Origin of the sequence: Synechococcus sp. TAK9802 (assembly GCF_014279535.1) — a bacterium.
Taxonomy (GTDB): Bacteria; Cyanobacteriota; Cyanobacteriia; order PCC-6307; family Cyanobiaceae; genus Parasynechococcus.
Window position 1 is genome coordinate 1721576 of record NZ_CP047937.1, and the last position, 18136, is coordinate 1739711.

21 protein-coding genes and 1 tRNA gene are annotated in these 18136 nt (G+C 62.2%); 12 read left to right on the forward strand and 10 right to left on the reverse strand.

The window, feature by feature from the left end; genetic code table 11:
• Positions 1-90: 90 nt before the first annotated feature.
• Together prmA and serA are read right to left on the reverse strand one after the other, a co-directional pair.
• Complete coding sequence (prmA, locus tag SynTAK9802_RS09955) at positions 91-978, reverse strand: 50S ribosomal protein L11 methyltransferase (protein WP_186495937.1); 888 nt, start codon at positions 976-978, stop codon at positions 91-93.
• The gene (serA, locus tag SynTAK9802_RS09960; protein WP_114989479.1) at positions 978-2564 is read right to left on the reverse strand and encodes a phosphoglycerate dehydrogenase; all 1587 of its coding nucleotides are present in this window, start codon (positions 2562-2564) and stop codon (positions 978-980) included. Before serA ends, prmA begins: the two co-directional genes overlap by 1 nt.
• A 106-nt stretch (positions 2565-2670) precedes the next feature.
• Here serA and SynTAK9802_RS09965 point away from each other — a divergent pair, with 106 nt between their 5' ends.
• From SynTAK9802_RS09965 to SynTAK9802_RS09990, 6 genes are all read left to right on the forward strand, one after another.
• Entirely contained in the window at positions 2671-3171 is a 501-nt protein-coding gene (locus SynTAK9802_RS09965) for a hypothetical protein (RefSeq protein WP_114989480.1), read from the forward strand.
• Positions 3171-3947 carry a photosystem II S4 domain protein gene (locus SynTAK9802_RS09970; RefSeq protein WP_186495938.1) on the forward strand — a complete coding sequence of 259 codons (777 nt, stop codon included), beginning with the start codon at positions 3171-3173 and terminating at the stop codon, positions 3945-3947. Before SynTAK9802_RS09965 ends, SynTAK9802_RS09970 begins: the two co-directional genes overlap by 1 nt.
• A 73-nt stretch (positions 3948-4020) precedes the next feature.
• Positions 4021-4092 (forward strand) — tRNA-Val (locus SynTAK9802_RS09975).
• 42 nt (positions 4093-4134) lie between these two features.
• Entirely contained in the window at positions 4135-5520 is a 1386-nt protein-coding gene (murD, locus tag SynTAK9802_RS09980) for a UDP-N-acetylmuramoyl-L-alanine--D-glutamate ligase (RefSeq protein WP_186495939.1), read from the forward strand.
• A gap of 85 nt (positions 5521-5605) precedes the next feature.
• Positions 5606-6052 carry an EVE domain-containing protein gene (locus tag SynTAK9802_RS09985; RefSeq protein ID WP_186495942.1) on the forward strand — a complete coding sequence of 149 codons (447 nt, stop codon included), beginning with the start codon at positions 5606-5608 and terminating at the stop codon, positions 6050-6052.
• Positions 6036-6764 (forward strand): hypothetical protein, encoded by a 729-nt coding sequence (locus SynTAK9802_RS09990; RefSeq protein ID WP_186495944.1) that lies wholly within the window; start codon positions 6036-6038, stop codon positions 6762-6764. Before SynTAK9802_RS09985 ends, SynTAK9802_RS09990 begins: the two co-directional genes overlap by 17 nt.
• Here SynTAK9802_RS09990 and SynTAK9802_RS09995 read toward each other — a convergent pair.
• The 4 genes from SynTAK9802_RS09995 to SynTAK9802_RS10010 form a co-directional block, all read right to left on the reverse strand.
• The gene (locus tag SynTAK9802_RS09995) at positions 6716-6961 is read right to left on the reverse strand and encodes a DUF2811 domain-containing protein (RefSeq protein ID WP_006851681.1); all 246 of its coding nucleotides are present in this window, start codon (positions 6959-6961) and stop codon (positions 6716-6718) included. The genes SynTAK9802_RS09990 and SynTAK9802_RS09995 overlap by 49 nt on opposite strands.
• Before the next feature lie 313 nt (positions 6962-7274).
• On the reverse strand, positions 7275-7646 hold the full coding sequence (locus tag SynTAK9802_RS10000) for a DUF1818 family protein (protein ID WP_186495946.1): 372 nt from the start codon (positions 7644-7646) through the stop codon (positions 7275-7277).
• A 10-nt stretch (positions 7647-7656) separates the two neighbouring features.
• Positions 7657-7884 carry a DNA-directed RNA polymerase subunit omega gene (locus SynTAK9802_RS10005; RefSeq protein ID WP_025362489.1) on the reverse strand — a complete coding sequence of 76 codons (228 nt, stop codon included), beginning with the start codon at positions 7882-7884 and terminating at the stop codon, positions 7657-7659.
• 42 nt (positions 7885-7926) lie between these two features.
• On the reverse strand, positions 7927-8211 hold the full coding sequence (locus SynTAK9802_RS10010) for a hypothetical protein (RefSeq protein WP_114989486.1): 285 nt from the start codon (positions 8209-8211) through the stop codon (positions 7927-7929).
• A 62-nt stretch (positions 8212-8273) separates the two neighbouring features.
• Here SynTAK9802_RS10010 and SynTAK9802_RS10015 point away from each other — a divergent pair, with 62 nt between their 5' ends.
• The 3 genes from SynTAK9802_RS10015 (at position 8274) to SynTAK9802_RS10025 (ending at position 11020) form a co-directional block, all read left to right on the forward strand.
• Positions 8274-9848, forward strand: a complete 1575-nt coding sequence (locus SynTAK9802_RS10015) for an Hsp70 family protein (RefSeq protein ID WP_186495947.1) — start codon at positions 8274-8276, stop codon at positions 9846-9848.
• A 74-nt stretch (positions 9849-9922) separates the two neighbouring features.
• Positions 9923-10768 (forward strand): hypothetical protein, encoded by an 846-nt coding sequence (locus SynTAK9802_RS10020; protein ID WP_186495949.1) that lies wholly within the window; start codon positions 9923-9925, stop codon positions 10766-10768.
• A gap of 30 nt (positions 10769-10798) precedes the next feature.
• Entirely contained in the window at positions 10799-11020 is a 222-nt protein-coding gene (locus SynTAK9802_RS10025; protein WP_186498180.1) for a ferredoxin-thioredoxin reductase variable chain, read from the forward strand.
• Here SynTAK9802_RS10025 and pyrR read toward each other — a convergent pair.
• Positions 11004-11555 carry a bifunctional pyr operon transcriptional regulator/uracil phosphoribosyltransferase PyrR gene (gene pyrR, locus SynTAK9802_RS10030; RefSeq protein ID WP_114989567.1) on the reverse strand — a complete coding sequence of 184 codons (552 nt, stop codon included), beginning with the start codon at positions 11553-11555 and terminating at the stop codon, positions 11004-11006. The genes SynTAK9802_RS10025 and pyrR overlap by 17 nt on opposite strands.
• A gap of 107 nt (positions 11556-11662) precedes the next feature.
• On the opposite strand from pyrR, the gene gpmI reads away from it, so the two are divergent.
• Together gpmI and secG are read left to right on the forward strand one after the other, a co-directional pair.
• Complete coding sequence (gene gpmI / locus SynTAK9802_RS10035) at positions 11663-13300, forward strand: 2,3-bisphosphoglycerate-independent phosphoglycerate mutase (protein ID WP_186495951.1); 1638 nt, start codon at positions 11663-11665, stop codon at positions 13298-13300.
• Positions 13300-13530 (forward strand): preprotein translocase subunit SecG, encoded by a 231-nt coding sequence (gene secG / locus SynTAK9802_RS10040; protein WP_006849683.1) that lies wholly within the window; start codon positions 13300-13302, stop codon positions 13528-13530. The genes gpmI and secG overlap by 1 nt, the downstream gene beginning before the upstream one ends.
• Before the next feature lie 278 nt (positions 13531-13808).
• Here the strand turns inward: secG and SynTAK9802_RS10045 are convergent, their stop codons facing one another.
• The 3 genes from SynTAK9802_RS10045 to groES form a co-directional block, all read right to left on the reverse strand.
• Positions 13809-14162, reverse strand: coding sequence for a hypothetical protein (locus SynTAK9802_RS10045; RefSeq protein WP_186495952.1), 354 nt, complete (start codon positions 14160-14162; stop codon positions 13809-13811).
• Positions 14163-14375: 213 nt separating this feature from the next.
• Positions 14376-16010, reverse strand: coding sequence for a chaperonin GroEL (gene groL, locus SynTAK9802_RS10050; protein ID WP_006851861.1), 1635 nt, complete (start codon positions 16008-16010; stop codon positions 14376-14378).
• A gap of 77 nt (positions 16011-16087) precedes the next feature.
• The gene (gene groES / locus SynTAK9802_RS10055) at positions 16088-16399 is read right to left on the reverse strand and encodes a co-chaperone GroES (protein ID WP_186495954.1); all 312 of its coding nucleotides are present in this window, start codon (positions 16397-16399) and stop codon (positions 16088-16090) included.
• Positions 16400-16622: 223 nt separating this feature from the next.
• On the opposite strand from groES, the gene atpD reads away from it, so the two are divergent.
• Positions 16623-18086: a F0F1 ATP synthase subunit beta gene (atpD, locus tag SynTAK9802_RS10060; protein ID WP_186495956.1), complete on the forward strand. Its 1464-nt coding sequence runs from the start codon at positions 16623-16625 to the stop codon at positions 18084-18086.
• Positions 18087-18136 lie beyond the last annotated feature (50 nt).

Genomic DNA, 18136 nt, shown 5'->3' on the forward strand with positions numbered 1-18136 from the left:
ATAGGTGCTCAACCTGACGATTCCGGGGCCACTGGGGAGGAGGACCAATCGGAGACCCCACTCTGATAAGCCTGGCTTATAGGGCCAGGTCTAGCGGCGGCGGATCTCCAGCAGCCCCCAGCGGCCCTGTGCCGCCTCGGCGGTGACCGACCAGCCCAAGCCCCCGAGAACCTCCTTCAGGCGCGGTGCCTGATCCACCAGGAGCCCACTGAGCAGAGCGCGCCCATCGGGCTGAAGCAGCCCCTCGAAACCCGGGGAGAGGGCTTCAATCACCGGAGCCAGGATGTTGCAGAGCAGCAGATCAGCGCGGCGGGGCGCGAGCAGATCGCTCAGGGTCTCCACAGAACCGAGAGCCACCTGAAGCTCAGCCTCCGATCGGTCGTTGAGGCAGCGGTTGTCTGTTGTGGCACGCACCGCCAGGGAATCGGTATCAGCGGCCACCACCGACTCCGCCCCCAGACCCAGCGCAGCGAGGCCCAGCACTCCGCTGCCGCAGCCCAGATCGGCCACAAGCGCCCCAAGCGGAGGCGACTGTTCCAACGCCTCCAGGCAGAGCCTGGTGGTGGGGTGACTTCCGGTGCCGAAGGCACTGCCGGGGTCCATCTTGATCACCAGCCGATCGGCATGCTCCGGCGGCACCTCCAGCCAGGCCGGCAGGATCAACAGCCCCGTACCGACAGGATCGGCCTGCCAATGCTGTTTCCAGCTGAGGCTCCAATCCTCGTCGGCCACATCGTCCCAGTGCCCATCGGGCAGGCGGAGCCCAAAGGGCTCCGCCAGCGGCTGCAGGCTGGCGACCAGCTCCCGCCGCTGAGGCTCCGGCCACTCCGGCTTCGGGAGCCAGACCAACAGCGTCTTGCGATCAGGCGTTTCCGGCGCATGCTGCACCGCATGGCGATGCAGTCCCAGATCCGTCAGTTTCCACACCAGCGATTCCTCCAGCTCTGGAGGACACGGGAGTGTGAGGCGCCACCACATCAGAGCGTGACCGGGTGTGCTTCCTGGATGCCATCGATGGCCGTGATCGTCTGCAGCAGATCTGCTGGGATCGGATCATCGATGCTGAGCACCATCACCGCATCGCCGCGAACGATTTTGCGGCCCACCTGCATGGAGGCGATGTTGACGTTGTGTTCGCCCAGCAGAGAGCCCAGGTGACCAATGATTCCGGGCATGTCCCGGTGCCGGGTGAACAGCATGTGGCTGCTGGGGGTCACATTCACCGGGAAGGCATCGATGCTGGTGATGCGCAGATCGCCATCGGCAAAGACGGCACCGGTGACGCTGCGGCTGCCCTGATCACCACGGGTGGTGATTTGCAGTGAGCCTCCGGCAAAGTCGCGGCTGCTCTCATCCTTCACCTCCAGCACCTGAATGCCGCGGGCCTTGGCCTCGAGCGAGGCATTCACGAAGTTGATGCTGTCACCCAGGCCAGCGCTGAGCAGACCCTTCAGGGCAGCAATCACCAGAGGCTGGGAGGGATGGCTGGCGAATTCACCTTGCAGGCGCAGTTCCATCTCCTTCACATGACCGCCAGCCAGCTGACTGACGAGCAGACCGACCGTCTCGGCAAGCTGGAGATGGGGCTTGAGCCGCTCCATGATCTCGGCGCTGAGGCCGGGAATATTGACCGCACTGCGGGCCGGCAGACCCAGCAGCACATCTCGGATCTGCTCCGCCACATCAATCGCTACGTTCTCCTGGGCCTCTTCCGTCGATGCACCGAGGTGGGGCGTCAGCACCAGACCACGCTCCACCGCCCGCAGGGGGGAGTCTTCCGCCAGGGGCTCACTGGCGTAAACATCCAGGCCCGCACCGGCGATCACACCGTTGTTGATGGCTTCAGCGATCGCTGCCTCATCCACCACGCCGCCGCGGGCACAGTTCACGATCCGCGCCGTGGGCTTCATCGTGCGCAGCAGCTCCGCATTCACCAGGTTCTCGGTGTCCTTGGTGCGCGGGATGTGCAGGGTGACGTAGTCGGCGGTGCGGAACAGCTCATCCAGCTCCAGCAGCTTCACCTGCATCCGTTGAGCCCGGTCAGCAGCAATGAAGGGGTCGTAGGCGATCACATCCATGCCCATGGCCTGGGCAACCCGGGCGACGTGGGATCCGATCTTGCCGAGACCGACCACCCCAAGAGTCTTCTTGTAGAGCTCGTTGCCGACGTATTTCTTGCGGTCCCACTTGCCGGCCCGCATGCCGCCATGGGCCTGAGGGATGTGCCGCGAGAGGGTCAGCATCATCGCCAGAGCGTGCTCCGCTGCAGCGATGGTGTTGCCCTCCGGCGAGTTCACCACGAGCACACCCCGCTGGGTGGCCGCAGGCACATCAACGTTGTCGACGCCGACGCCGGCACGGCCGATGATCTTGAGACGACTCGCCGCCGCGATCACCGCTGCGGTCACCTGGGTGCCGGAACGGATCATCAATCCGTCGTACTCACCGATGATCCCGATCAGCTCCTCCTCCGAGAGGCCGGTGCGCTGATCCACCTGCGCCACTTGGCCAAGGATGTCGATCCCGGCCTGGTCGATCGGATCGGAGACAAGAACTTTCGTCATCGAAAGGCGCAGAACTGCCGCGGTGAACTGTAGAGATCGACATCCTCCACCCCCTCCAGTTCGAAGCACAGGGTTCAGAATTCAGCGCATTGGATCTGAATGCCCCATGCCCGTCTGTGTGATGGTGATGGCCGATGCCCCTGCGGCAGAAGGCCTGACCCAGCGGCTCCGGGACACCGATCTGCCGCTGCTGAAGTGTCTGACCATCCCCCCTGATGGGGATGCCATCGACAAGGTTGCCCTGCTGAACCCCAACCTCACGCGCCAACAGCGGCAGCGAGGCATGGCCCGCTGGCTGATGCCCTTCGGTTTCCTGGCAGGGGTCACCTTCACCAAGATCACCACCCTCACCACCTTCGCCAGCTTTGGCCCCTGGGGCGAAACCCTGATCGGCGGCCTGCTGGGCATGGGCTCCGGCCTGATGGGGAGCTACGCCGCAGCTGCCAGCGTGGATTCAGACAACGATGCAGGCGTGCGGATCCTGCGCAACCGCCGCGACGAAGGACGCTGGCTGGTGCTGCTGGAAACACCTAATGGCATCGAAGCCCCCTGGCAGGTGATTCAAAAGTCGCGGCCGCAGCAGGTGGTTCGCCTCGACGACCTGTGATGCTGCCCCGGGAGAAGCTGCTGGCAGGGGCCCAGAACCCGGAAGGGCTGACGGTGCTGGTCGATCTCGCGGAGCAGGTGTTGCGCACCTGGCAACCGGCCTGGAGTCCCTTTCTCAGCGCACCGCTGCGGGAGGAAGCCTTGGCACACCTGGGCAGCCTCAGTGAATTGACCTGGATCAGTGATGGCGGCTATCCAGGCGCCGAACGCCAACGGCTGCTCTGCCACCGTCGCGACGACAGCCCTGATCCAGCAGCCCCGGTTCAAGGCCTGCTGATTGAAGGCAATTTCCTCTTCGACCCCCTTTCCCCCGAGGATCTGCGCGAAGCGTTGAAGGCCATGGGCGTCGACGCAGACAACATCGGCGATCTCTGGGTGCGCGGCGATCGCGGCGGGCAAGGGATCTGCACCCCCAGTGCTGCCGAAGCCCTGCATGGCCGCCTGGGAGCCGTGCGCGAGGTGGAGATTCGCTGCGAATCTCGTCCTGTGGAGCAGTTGCAGCAGCCTGTGCAACGCAGCGTCCGCACCCTGCAGACGGTGGAAGCCTCCTGTCGCCTGGATGCGATTGCATCGGCTGGATTCGGGCTGTCCCGAGCCAAGATCGTGACCCACGTCAAAGCTGGGCGCCTACGGCTCAACTGGGGCAACGTGCGTCAAGCGAGCCGTGAACTGGTGGTGGGCGACCGACTGCAGCTGCAGGATCGCGGCTCGGTGGAGGTGCTCTCGCTCACGCGCACCAAACGGGAGCGCTGGCGCGTTGAACTGCGCCGCAGTTGAGTTGAGCTGCCCACCAGCTGCTACTGTTCAGTCTCGGTCAATGAAATCACAAGATTTCAAACTGATCGATGTCGGGCGATTAGCTCAGGGGTAGAGCACTACATTGACATTGTAGGAGTCACTGGTTCAAATCCAGTATCGCCCACTCTCCCTGTAGGGACTGCGTTTTCGAACTTCAGACCTCGCGATGACACGCACGATTGTCGTTGGCTTGGGTCGCTCAGGTTTGGGAGCTGCGCGTCTGCTCAAGCAGCAGAATCGCGATGTTGTTGTGTTCGAACGGGGCGATAACGAAGTCCTCCAACACACCTCGAAAACCCTCGCCAAAGAGTGCATTGAGGTGGTGCTGGGGCAGCCCCTGACCCTGGAGAGCTTTGACGCCTGGCGCGACAACCTGGACGCAGTGGTGATCGGCCCTGGCATCCCCTGGGATCATCCAACACTGGTTGAGCTGCGATCCGAGGGCATCCAGGTGCGCGGCGAGATGGATCTGGCCTGGGATGCCCTTCAACAAATCCCCTGGATCGGCATCACAGGAACCAACGGCAAAACCACGGTCACCCATCTGCTCAACCATGTGCTGGAAGCCTCAGGCCTTACGGCACCGATGGGGGGGAACATGGGCCTCTCCGCCGCTGAACTGGCCTGCCAGATCAGCTCAGGGGCCACACCGCGGCCAGATTGGCTCGTGATGGAACTGAGCAGCTACCAGATTGAGGCGGCGCCCGCCGTGGCCCCCAAGATCGGCATCTGGACCACGCTGACCCCAGACCATCTCGAACGCCACGGCAGCCTAGAGGCCTACCGGGCCATCAAACGCGGGCTGCTTGAACGCTCGGCGTGCGCCCTGTTCAATGCCGATGATCCAGACCTGCGCCAGCAGCGCAGCAGCTGGAACCGCGGCACCTGGGTGAGCAGTGAAGGCGCGCGTCCGGACAACCAGCCCGCCGACCTCTGGATTGATAACGAGGGCATGGTGCGCAACACCACCACCCGCTTGTTTGCGGCTGATGCCCTGGCGATGCCTGGCTGCCACAACCGCCAAAACCTGTTGCTGGTGACCGCTGCCGCCCTCGAGGTCGGCCTCTCCCCCCAGCAAATCGCCGACGCCTTGCGCACATTTCCGGGCGTACCGCACCGGCTTGAGCAACTGGGCACGTTGGCAGGAGCCAGCGTGTTCAACGACAGCAAAGCCACCAATTACGACGCAGCCGAGGTTGGCTTGCGGGCCGTGCAGGGGCCCGTCGTGGTGCTGGCCGGGGGGCAGACCAAACAGGGCGACGCCAGTGGCTGGCTGAAGCAGCTGCAAAGCAAGGCCTGCAGCCTGATCCTGTTCGGTGCGGGGGCCGATGAGCTGGCCAGCCTGGCCAAAGCGGCTGGATACCCCGGCGAACTGCTGCAGTGCCCGGAGCTCGAGAGCGCTGTAAACCTGGCTGAAACGGCCGTACAGCGGCATCAAGCCTCATCGCTGCTGCTGTCACCGGCCTGCGCCAGCTTTGATCAATACAGGGATTTCGAGGCCAGAGGAGACCACTTCCGCACCCTGATCACCCCCCTGCTGGACGTCGCCTGAGACCAAACGAACGCAATGGGATGCATCTGGGCCTAACGGTCCGATGATGGTGTGAAACAAGCCTTGCGACGTGGCCTTCTGGTTGATGAAAAGCGAACCCGACGCCTACGGGATCGATGATCTGCGGCGCGAGGGCACCACGCTGTGGGACGGCATTCGCAACTACCAGGCCCGCAATTTCATGCGCAGCATGGAGGTGGGCGACCAAGCATTTTTTTATCACTCCAATTGCAAGCCCCCCGGGATCATCGGGCTGATGAAAGTGATGGAGACCGGCCTAGTAGACCCCACGCAATTTGATCCCACGGCCAAGTACTACGACCCCAAATCCAGCCCCGAGAAACCACGCTGGGACTGCGCACGGCTGCGATTCCTCGGCGAATTCGACGCTCTGCTCAGCCTCGACCAGCTACGGGAGCTCTACAGCGAAGAGCAGCTGCCCGTGATCAAACGCGGCAACAGGCTCTCAATCCTGCCGGTCCCCACCGACACCGCCAACGACCTCCTTTCACGGCTTGGCCAGCTCCACTGAAATCCCACTGGTCACGCTGCTGCCACGGGCCTGGATCGGCTTCAGCCGGGCGCCCTGGCGCTGTGTTGGCTTGGCGGCGTTGGTGTTGATCAGTGCCAGCGGCCCTGCGGTGATCGGCCATGACCTGCGCCTGGCGGGATCCCCATGGCTGAATCGGCTGGGGGACCTCTCAGTGTTGATCAGCCTGGTGCTTCCGCTGCTGCCTCTCCTGGGCCTGCTGCAACTGACGGATGGCCTGCTCCCTGACCGACGCGACGACCGCCCCCAACAGAGCTGGAGACAGCTGCTGCGCCAGGCCTTCACCCTGGTGCTGCTTGAGCTGGTGCTGGTGCTGGGGGGCGTCGGATTGATTCAGTCGTTGAGTTGGGCGCTCGGACGCTGGAGCACGGCCTTGGCAGGTCTGAGCGTGCTACTCGGGGGAATGGTGCTGTTGAGCTGGCTGTTCAGCCAAGTCCTGGCACTGCCCCTGCTCGTGCACGAGCGCTGCCGAGCGCTTCAGGCGATGGACCACAGCCGACAGCTGGTGCACCGCAATGGGCTCAAGGTGCTGGCACTGCTGGGGATGCTGCTCGGCCTCAATCTTCTAGGGCTGATCGGGGCCACCCTGGGGCTGCTGCTCAGCCTCCCCTTCAGCGCCCTGGTGCTAATGGCCTGCTGCCGGCCTCAGACCCCATTGATCAGCGATTCCCGGCGGAACATGTTTCCGACATAAACCCTGGTGATCTCCCGCGATGCCTGGCCGTTCTGAACCAAGAAGCCGGCAAGCGCCGCCTGAACCAAACGGTATTGATCCCAGTTCGGATGTCCTTCGATGAACTGGGTCATGGCCTGCTGGAGGGGCTGCGGCACTTCCGATTGGAAACTCACAACACTGGTCTCAGCCGCGGCTTGCTCAAGGCCTTCCGGCATCTTTTCTCTTCGAAACGAACACTAGTTCTCCACACCACGGCGCCGCCGTCAAGAACCCCCAACACGGGGCCATTCTCACGAATCTCCAAACGAGATTCCTGCCAGAAAGCCACTCCTGCACTGATCGAAGCGCCGGCCTAGACGGAACTGAGCAGCCCGCCGCCATCGTCAAGCAAAAAAAACGACAAACGGGGGATTTCCACAGAAACCCGCGAGGGCGGCTTTAAAGGCCCATGGCCTGTGGAAAAACTGTGCAGAGCAGCAGGAAAAGGGCGGGGGAAATCAATGACTCGAAAATGATTAGCTGGATTAATCAGTGCTGCGAGTCCCACAACGTTCTCAAGGCCGCAACGGCCGCCGCCGCCGCTGGGGCAGGCCACTCTCCCTGCGCCGCACGTCCCTCAAGCGGGGTGATCAGGATGCGCAACTCCCATTGGTTGCGATCACCGCTCAAGCATCCCCACCAGACGCCTCGATCCAGCTCCAGCTCGATCGACTCCTCTGGCATCAGTTGGTCAACCAGACCCCTGTGCTGCTGTTCAAGGGTCGCCACGAGATCCACCAGATCTCGCCACTCCGGCTCGGTCAACTCAAACGCCCAGCGTTCTCCCCCTATGAGAACGCAAAATTCGCCGCGGGAGGGGTCGTGCGACACCCGCCATCCAACCCCCTCCTGTTGAATCACAGCCGATGGATCAACCAGGCAGCAGATCGGGCTGGTCTTGCTCGTCGCTCAATTCCACAATGGCCCGTTGCACCGGCTTGACGCTGGACTCCTCCAGCAGACCGTCAAAGTCGTCGAAGCGGCGCTGCTTGGCCCGGAAGGCGATCCGCACCGTCGTCAGATAACGGTTGCTTGATTGACGAATCAAGCTTTCGCCACGCTTGGCGAGATCCTTGGAATCCACTCCGGCCGAAAGCACAGGCTTCTTTATCAAACAAGTTCACATTAATTGGTGACCGTCTCAGGCCAGCTGGTCGGTGTGAAAAGGCACGTGCATGGGGTAAGCCCGCTGACGGGAGCCTGGAACCCGCAACACGATCTGGCGCCCCATTCCCAAGGCCGCCAGGGGCAAGCGCAGATCAGCGACCAAACCACTCAATTCCTCAAGATGTGCATCGTCGATGCACTCGATGCGGATGCTGCCCCAGCTGCGACGCATGCGACAGCTCCGCAGCGGCTCCAGCCTCTCCTGCAGTTCAGGATCTTCACGGTAGAAGGAGAAAATCAGCTGTTGCAATCGATCCATCGCCGCCAGTCCCCCTAGTCTCATCCTGACTTCACCGTGCCCTGAGCACGGTCAGAGATCGCGTGGGCGAAGAAAAGCTTCAGCATTCAGACCAACGGGGCGGAACACTCGCCATCGATTTGGGCAGCACCACCACGGTGGTGGCCTATCAGGGAGCGACATCCACAACAGCCGATCTGCTGAACCTGCCGGCCATTTGCAGCCGGGCTGGTGAAGTTCCCAGCCTGGTGTGGGAGGCATCCCAACGCCCCCTGATTGGTCGGCAGGTGCTCGAGTCAGGCCTCAATGACTCCGTTGACAGCCGTCTGCATCGCGACTTCAAAGGCCGCATCGGTCAAGCGGATGCACCAGAGCAGGACGCAGCCCGCTGGGCTGGAGAACAGCTGCTTCAACAGATCTGGAGCCGGCTCCCCAGCGATCTCCCGGTGGAGCGGCTGGTGCTGACCGCCCCGGTGGAGTGCTACCGGTCGTATCGCAGCTGGTTGCTGCAGGCCTGCACCACGCTGCCGGTGGCCGAGATCGCCCTGGTGGATGAACCCACAGCAGCCGCCATGGGTGCAGGGCTTCCCGCTGGTTCCACTCTGCTGGTGGTGGACCTGGGCGGAAGCACGCTGGATCTGGCCCTGGTGGCTCTGGAAGGAGGGGAAGGCCGTGCCGCACCGATCGCCCAACTGCTGCGGCTGGGGGGGCGCAGCCTCGGTGACAACAGCCGCCAGATGCTGCGCACAGCAAAGGTTCTGGGCAAAGCGGGGCTGCGCCTCGGGGGCCGTGACATCGATCGCTGGATTGTGGACCGCTGTTGCCCGGGTCAACCCGCCAGCACCCCCCTGCTCAATGCTGCCGAACGGCTCAAATGCCGGCTGAGCGACACCGCCTTGGCCGAACGCGAGCCCCTGATGGAATTGGCGGTGGATGAGCAGGAGCATGTGCTCCGCCTGTCGCGCAGCGAACTCAACGCGCTTCTACTGGAGCGCGGCTTCGGAGACGCCCTCGAACAACTGCTGGAGACCTGTCTCGCCGGCGGTCGCCGCAACAACTGCAGCCTTGAAGATCTGGAGGGCGTGGTGGCCGTCGGCGGCGGTGCCCAGCTACCCCTCCTGCGCCAGTGGCTCTCCGAGCACACGGCGCCAGCGCCCTTGCTCACCCCGCCACCGGTGGAGGCGGTGGCCCTGGGTGCGCTTCAACTCACGCCAGGGGTTGCCATTCGGGATGTGCTGCAACACGGTGTTTCCCTGCGTTTCTGGGATCAGCGCAGCAACAGCCACCGCTGGCACCCCCTCTTCGTGGCCGGTCAACCCTGGCCGAGCCCCGCCCCCCTGGAGCTGGTGCTGGCCGCCAGCCGGACCGGTCAACGCAGCTTGGAGCTGGTGCTGGGGGAGCCCATCCCCCAGGGGAGCCACAGCGTGGTCTTCATCAATGGTTTGCCGACTCTGCAGGAGCAGACCGCCGGGGAGGTCTCCCACCAGCCTTGGCCAGGCATCGAGCTGGTGCTGCCTCTGGATCCCGCCGGAGAGCAGGGCGAAGACTGCCTGCGGCTGCGCTGGAGCATTGATCAAGAAGCGCAGCTTCAGCTGGAGATCAACGATCTGCGTTCAGGTCGGACGTGGTCCCAGCCAACGCTGGGGGCTGTCCGATAAGACGTCCGTCCACAGGCCCTTGGAACGGGAGCCGTCACTCCATAAAACAGAACCAACGTTCAGCTCCACCCTTCGTGGCGGCACCGCGTCAACTGCTGCTTCGGCTCTGGGGTATTGGAACCCTGGGATTGGTGCTGGCGATTGCGACAGGTGCCTATTGGTGGGAACAACAACTGCCGAAGCGGCTGCAGAGCGCCCTCGCTGCCAACGACTACGAGGCCTGCATCCACACCAGTGAGCAACTCGCCTCCCTGCGCTGGTTGGGGGAGGGCGCACCGCAGGAGCAGGCCCTCTGCCGCCAGAAGCACGCCGAACATCTCTGGGACCAAGGCGATTCGATCGCTGCCCTCACGCTGCAGCAGCAACTGGTCGCCTCGGGCCATGGCGACCTTGCCCTCCATCGCAAGACCCTCGAACGCTGGCGCCAGGCTCTGATGGATCAGGCGATTGCTCTGTTTCGTGAGGGAGACCTGCAGCAGGCACTCGCGTTGCTGGATCCCCTCAAAGGCAGCGCGCGCAGCTCCATCAGCCAACTCAGTGCAACGCTGATGGAGATCTGGAACCGCAACCAATTGGAACAGCGTCGGCTGGCTCAACTGGTGGAGCAAGAACGCTGGTGGGAGGCCTTGGACAGCCTCAACAAACTCGACCATCCCTGGTGGCAGCAGCAGGCAAGTGCCACCCGTCAAGAGGTGGAGAGTGCCATTCAGGCCCTCGATGAGGCCCAGCAACACCAACAGCACCCAGCACTGCGTGCCGACGTCATCAGCGGTGACCGGCTGGATGCCGCCGTCGAGGATCAGTTGCTCCAAGGTCTGGACCCCTGGACGGCCTTTTCGATGGGCTGCAGCGACCTTGGCGGTCGCGTCGAAGAGGACGGACCGGAAAGTTTCTGTCGACGCTCCTCCCCGAGCCCGTGACAAGATGAGCCAGTGGATGACTCAGGTGCAATGCAGGCGGGCGACAGGGTGACGGTGGAGGCATCCGTCGTTGTGTTCAACCATCCCGAACACCGGGGCCAGGCCTTTGACATGAAAGGGCAGACCGGAGAGGTGGCGAACGTTCTCAATGATTGGAAAGGTCGGGTGATCAGCCCAACGCTTCCTGTGATCGTTGCCTTCGGCCGCTACAAGGCCCATTTCCGCTCCGACGAACTCAAGCCTGCCGGCTGAGTCGGCTCAGGAACACCCCCTCCTCACCATCAACATCCCTGAGGCGGAGCTCGATGGTTTCGCTGCGTCGGGTCGGCACAACGCGACCACAGAAATCAGGCTGAATTGGAAGCTCCCGATGGCCTCGATCCACCATGGCCAGCAACATCACTCGCTGCGGCCGCCCCCAGCTCTGCATAGCCTCCAGAGCGGCGCGCACCGTCCGCCCCGTGAAGATCACATCGTCCACCAGAATCACCTGGCGGTCCTCAATGCTGGTGGGGAGAGTCGTGAGCTGGGGCAGACGGGTGCCGATGCGCTCCAGATCATCGCGATGGAACGTGGGATCAATGGCCCCCTGGGAGATGGCATGACCTGTCAACCGCTCCAATTCCCGCGCCAAAACCCTGGACAACTGAACGCCGCGGGTGGGGATCCCCAATAGCATCAAGCGACGGCTGTCTTCGGCGCTCTCCAACACCTGCGACGCCAAACGCGACAGCGTTAGACCAAGCTCACGCTCCGAGAGAATTTCGATCCGTTCAGGGTCGGCCATGGAGGATTGAGCGCTGCGGGGTGTGGGAATTGGCTGAAACTGCAGCTTGAGGGCTGGCGTGGCGTTAAGTTGATTCTGCAAGAGTCCTTAAGAACCGTCGGTCGCGGGTGAACGTGGGGAAAAGCACTACCAACGGTTCAGGACGCTCCGGAACAGTGGCACCGGTCGTTCTAGCCATTCTTGATGGCTGGGGTTACAGGAACGCAAGCGAGCACAACGCGATTCAGCAAGGCGGCACTCCTGTGATGGATGCCCTGTGGCATGCCTATCCACACACCTTGATTGAGGCCAGTGGCTCCCATGTGGGCCTCCCCGATCAACAGATGGGTAACTCTGAGGTGGGCCACCTCACCATCGGAGCCGGCCGCATCATTCGCCAGGAGTTGGTGCGAATCAGCGACACGGTGCGCAGCAACCAACTGGGCGACACGAAGGCACTCAAGGAATTGGCAGAGCGCACCCAAGGTCGAGGCGGCACCTTGCACCTGCTCGGCCTCTGCTCCGATGGGGGCGTCCACAGCCACGTGGACCATCTCTGTGGACTGATCCAGTGGGCAGCGGACAGCGGCATCTCTGATGTCGCCGTGCATGCCATCACCGATGGTCGCGACACACCGACCCAGAGCGCACCGGGATACATCAGCCAGGTGGAAGCGGCCCTCAGCAGAAGCGGCGTTGGCCAGCTCGCCAGCCTCTGTGGCCGGTACTGGGCCATGGACCGGGACCAGCGCTGGGAGCGGATCGAAAAGGCTTACAACCTCTACACCGATCCCAACATCGCCGTCGACAGCCGGACGGCCGAGCAGGTGCTGGCGGAGAGTTATGCCGAGGACATCACCGATGAATTCCTCGAACCGGTGCGGCTTAAGAACAGCGTCATCAAAGACGGTGACAGCGTTCTGGTGTTCAACTTCCGACCCGATCGCGCCCGCCAGATCGTGCAAGCGCTCTGCCTCTCCGATTTCGAGGGCTTCGAGCGCAGCCACACGCCCGAGTTGGATGTGGTCACCTTCACCCAGGTGGAACAAGACCTTCCCGTTCAAGTGGCCTTCCCCCCCGAGCCGCTCGACCAACTGTTGGGGCAGGTGGTGGCAGACGCTGGGCTGAAGCAGTACCGCACCGCTGAAACAGAAAAGTACCCGCACGTCACGTACTTCATGAACGGTGGCATCGAACAGCCACTGGCGGGAGAAGACCGTCACTTGGTGCCCTCGCCGAGGGTCGCCACCTACGACCTCTCACCGGCGATGTCGGCGGAGCAACTCACCGACAGCTGTATTTCAGCCATTGAGAAGGCGGACTATTCGTTGATTGTGATCAACTACGCCAACCCCGACATGGTGGGGCACACCGGTGTCATGGAGGCCGCCAAGGAAGCCATCCAAACCGTGGATGCCTGCATTGGCCGGTTGTTGGATGCGGTGGGACGCCAAGGCGGAACCATGCTGATCACGGCTGATCACGGCAATGCCGAATTGATGAAGGGTCCGGATGGCCAAGCCTGGACAGCCCACACCACCAACCCTGTGCCTGCGATCCTGATCGAAGGAGAACGGCGCAAACTGCCTGGCCATGGCAACGCCATCACGTTGCGCGATAACGGTGGGCTGGCCGATATCGCTCCGACGTTGCTGCAAATTCTTGGCCTTCCGCAACCGGCGGCCATGACTGGCCAAAGCCTGATTGCCCCCATGTCCAACATGGACCCCACCCCCAAGACCGCTCGCCTTCCTCTTTCCGTTTGATGCTCACCTCAATTTTGTCCTGGAGCTGGATCGGCACCGGCCTTCTGTTGATCGTCTTGGTGCTGCTGCATAGCCCCAAAGGTGATGGCATGGGTGGCTTGGCGGCAAGCGGCAGCTCCATGTTCAGCAGCGCCAGCAGCGCAGAAGCAACGTTGAACCGTCTGACATGGACATGCCTGGCGTTGTTTTTGTCCTTGGCCGTGATCCTGAGCGCTGGCTGGTTGAACTAAACCAACCCGCTCACAAACTCAATTTTCAGCACGCATTCTTTGAAAGCAGCTTCGACCTAATGGTTGAGTTACTATTCATCAAATTGCCGCTCTTTTCCGATCAATTTCGCGGACCAGAAGTCACTTAACAAGGTAAATAGAGCACGAATCCAGAAAACCAAGGCAAAACTGAGGCGGCATTGCAATATCAATAGAGCAAGAGCTCTTCAAGCAGCCCGAATCGCTAAGAGCCGTAGCGGCCTTGAACTTAAGCCGTCAGACTTCCGACTCCAGAAACATTACTCAGGGCTTTGCAAGCCTGATTTCAGAAAAGCAATTTCCTTGTAGACCCGATCAAGCTCGTACAACGTTTTTGCTTCCTTCTTTTCAAGGATTTCAACCCGCTTCAATAGATCCTCTAACAGCTTGTTTTGCAAAGATTCAACCTGAACTTGCCTTTTTTGCACGCCTTTTGAGGGAGCAGAAGCCGTGCTGGCCGGGGAAAGAATGCCTCCATCCGTTTCGACGTACAACAAGGCAAGACGCTCCAACACCTTGGAGTAGGCCTTGTCTTGCTGTCGGCAAAGGGCCTTGAAACGCTGCAGCGTCTCTGGAGCGAACTGGGCGGCGAAAGCTCCGGGGCGCTGGGGCATTTGTCCCGACACATCGATACACAGCAAGACACTAGCCGGCGCCTCTCCGCACCTCACATCCTTCATGGGCGGCAACCAACGCCGACCCCCAGGCACCACATGTCTTGTAAAAGCTAGTTCTTACAAGACAGCATCCGAACACAAAAAAGAGGCCCCTCAGGACCTCTTGGCATGACTTGAGTTCGGGTGATCTCCCGACCACCCGAAGGTCGATCAGTAGTCGAAGTCGCCGCCGCCCATGCCGCCGCCGGCAGGAGCTGCTTCCTTCTTCTCAGGCAGATCAGCCACGATGCACTCGGTGGTGAGCACCATGCCAGCGATGGACGCGGCATTTTGCAGACCGGAGCGGGTCACCTTGGCGGGATCGACGATGCCGGCAGCCAGCATGTCGACGTACTCACCGGAGGCAGCGTTGAAACCTTCGGCACCAGCGCGAGCCTTGACGTTCTCAGCCACAACAGCGCCGTTAGCACCTGCGTTTTCAGCGATGCGCATCAGCGGAGCAGTAAGAGCAGCAGCCACGATGTTGGCGCCGATCAGTTCCTCGCCGGACAGGCTGGAGGCTGCCCACTGCTCCAGGGCCGGAGCCAGGTGAGCCAGGGTGGTGCCGCCGCCAGGAACGATGCCTTCCTCAACAGCCGCCTTGGTGGCGTTGATGGCGTCCTCGAGACGGAGTTTCTTGTCCTTCATCTCGGTTTCGGTGGCTGCACCCACCTTCACCACAGCCACGCCACCGGCCAGCTTGGCCAGGCGCTCCTGCAGCTTCTCCTTGTCGTAGGTGGAGTCGGTCTCGTCCATCTGCTTCTTGATCTGTTCGCAGCGGGCGCCGACAGCCGCCTCGTTGCCCTCGGCAACGATGGTGGTGGTGTCCTTATTGATGGTGATGCGACGGGCGGTGCCCAGCATCTCGAGCTTGGCGTTCTCCAGCTTGAGACCGGCATCTTCGGTGATCAGCTGACCGTTGGTCAGCACAGCCATGTCTTCCAACATGGCCTTGCGGCGATCACCAAAACCAGGAGCCTTCACAGCGGCCACGTTCAGCACACCGCGCAGACGGTTCACCACCAGAGTGGCGAGGGCTTCCTTCTCGATGTCCTCAGCAATGATCAGCAGAGGCTTGCCGGTGCGGGCGATTTGCTCCAGCACGGGCACCAGATCCTGCACCAGACCGATCTTCTTGTCGGTGAGAAGGATGTAAGGCTCGTCGAGGACGGCTTCCATCCGCTCGGTGTCGGTGGCGAAATAAGGGGAGATGTAGCCCTTATCGAAGCGCATGCCCTCGGTGACCTCGAGTTCGGTCTCCATGGACTTGCCCTCTTCGAGGGAAATAACACCTTCCTTGCCAACCTTGTCCATGGCATCGGCAATCATCTTGCCGACTTCTTCGTCGTTGCCAGCGGAGATGGTGCCGACCTGAGCGATGGCATTGCTGTCAGCGATGGGCTTGGCCATTTCCTTGATCTTGCTGACCAGGAAATCGGAAGCCTTGTCGATGCCCTTCTTCAGGGTGATGGCGTTGGCACCGGCAGCCACGTTGCGCAGACCCGCCTTGACCATGGCGTGGGCCAGAACGGTGGCGGTGGTGGTGCCGTCACCGGCAGCGTCGTTGGTTTTGGAGGCGGCTTGACGGATCAGAGCAACACCGGTGTTCTCGATGTGGTCTTCGAGCTCGATCTCCTTGGCGATGGTGACGCCGTCATTGATGATCTGGGGTGCACCGAACTTCTTCTCGAGCACCACGTTGCGGCCCTTGGGACCCAGGGTCACGGCAACGGCTTCGCAAAGGATGTCGATGCCTTTTTCGAGAGCGCGACGGGCGTTCTCGTTGTAGATGATGCGCTTTGCCATGGAAGGCGATTCCTAATGAAGAGGATGGTTAAGGGAGGCTGAGTTGAGACTCAAGCCGCAATGCAGCGGGGCTGATCTCAGTTGACGACAGCCAGGATGTCCTTCTCGGACAGCAGCACGTATTCATCGCTGCCGAGCTTGATGTCGGTGCCGGCGTACTTGCTGTAGAGGACCTTGTCGCCCAGACCAACTTCGGGAGCCTGACGGCTGCCGTCGTCGTTGCGCTTGCCGGGGCCCACCTGAACCACTTCACCCACCTGGGGCTTTTCTTTAGCGGTGTCAGGCAGAAGGATGCCGCCGGCAGTCTTCTCTTCGGATTCAGAGACCTTGACGAACACGCGGTCGCCGAGGGGTTTAACGGTCGAGACGCTGAGAGAAACAGCAGCCATGGGTACTTGCAGGAGCAGGGACAGGGCGCATTGCGCCACGCATCGACGCGAGTTGGCACTCGATGCCGATGAGTGCCAACGTATGCAAGCGACCACCCCCCGGGCCATACCCCAAGCTGTGCGGGTGACCGAACCGGAGGGGGTGCAACCACAGCGGTGGTATGGTTGCGCCGCTCTGAATGGGTCCGAGCGCGCAGCGCCTGTTCCCGCAACTCTCCTTCCTATGGTCGCTTCTGCTCCTGCATCTGCTGGCACCAAGGGTGTGATCCGTCAGGTGATCGGCCCGGTTCTGGACGTGGAATTTCCCGCCGGGAAACTGCCCAAGATCTATAACGCCCTGCGCATCGAGGGGAAAAACCCCGCAGGTGACGACGTCGCCCTGACCGCTGAGGTTCAACAGCTTCTGGGTGATCACCGGGTTCGTGCCGTTGCCATGAGTGGCACCGACGGTCTGGTGCGCGGCATGGAAGCCGTTGACACCGGTGCTCCGATCTCCGTGCCCGTTGGTGAAGGCACCCTCGGCCGCATCTTCAACGTGCTGGGCGAGCCCGTCGACGAGCAGGGCCCCGTCAACACCACGGCCACCGCTCCCATCCACCGGGATGCCCCCAACATCACCGAGCTTGAGACCAAGCCCAAGGTGTTCGAGACCGGCATCAAGGTGATCGACCTCCTGGCTGCCTATCGCCAGGGCGGCAAGGTCGGCCTGTTCGGCGGCGCCGGCGTGGGCAAGACCGTGCTGATTCAGGAGCTGATCAACAACATCGCCAAGGAGCACGGCGGTGTGTCTGTGTTCGGTGGTGTGGGTGAGCGCACCCGTGAGGGCAACGACCTCTACGAGGAATTCAAGGAATCCGGCGTGATCAACGCCGACGACCTGTCCAAGTCGAAGGTGGCCCTCTGCTACGGCCAGATGAACGAGCCCCCCGGCGCCCGGATGCGCGTGGGCCTCTCCGCTCTGACCATGGCTGAGCACTTCCGCGACGTGAACAAGCAGGACGTGCTGCTGTTCGTGGACAACATCTTCCGCTTCGTGCAGGCCGGCTCCGAGGTATCCGCACTGCTGGGCCGCATGCCTTCCGCTGTGGGTTACCAGCCGACCCTGGGCACCGACGTGGGTGCCCTGCAAGAGCGTGTTGCGTCCACCGTTGAAGGTTCGATCACCTCGATCCAGGCCGTTTACGTGCCTGCTGACGACCTGACCGACCCCGCACCAGCCACCACCTTTGCTCACCTCGACGCCACCACGGTGCTGAACCGTGCCCTGGCTTCCAAGGGCATCTACCCCGCTGTGGATCCTCTGGATTCCACCAGCACCATGCTCCAGCCAGCTGTGGTGGGTGACGAGCACTACCGCACCGCCCGCGCCGTGCAGTCCACCCTGCAGCGCTACAAGGAACTGCAGGACATCATCGCGATTCTGGGTCTCGACGAACTGTCGGAAGACGACCGTCGCACCGTGGACCGTGCCCGCAAGGTGGAGAAGTTCCTCTCCCAGCCTTTCTTCGTGGCTGAAATCTTCACCGGCATGCCTGGCAAGTACGTGAAGCTGGAGGAGACCATCGCTGGTTTCAACCAGATCCTTTCCGGTGAGCTGGACAGCCTCCCCGAAGCCGCCTTCTACCTGGTGGGCAACATCGAGGAAGTGAAAGCCAAGGCCGAGAAGATCGCCGCCGAAACCAAGTGATCCCTGCGGGGGTGTGATTCACACCCCCGATCACGTGTTTCTCGACAGTC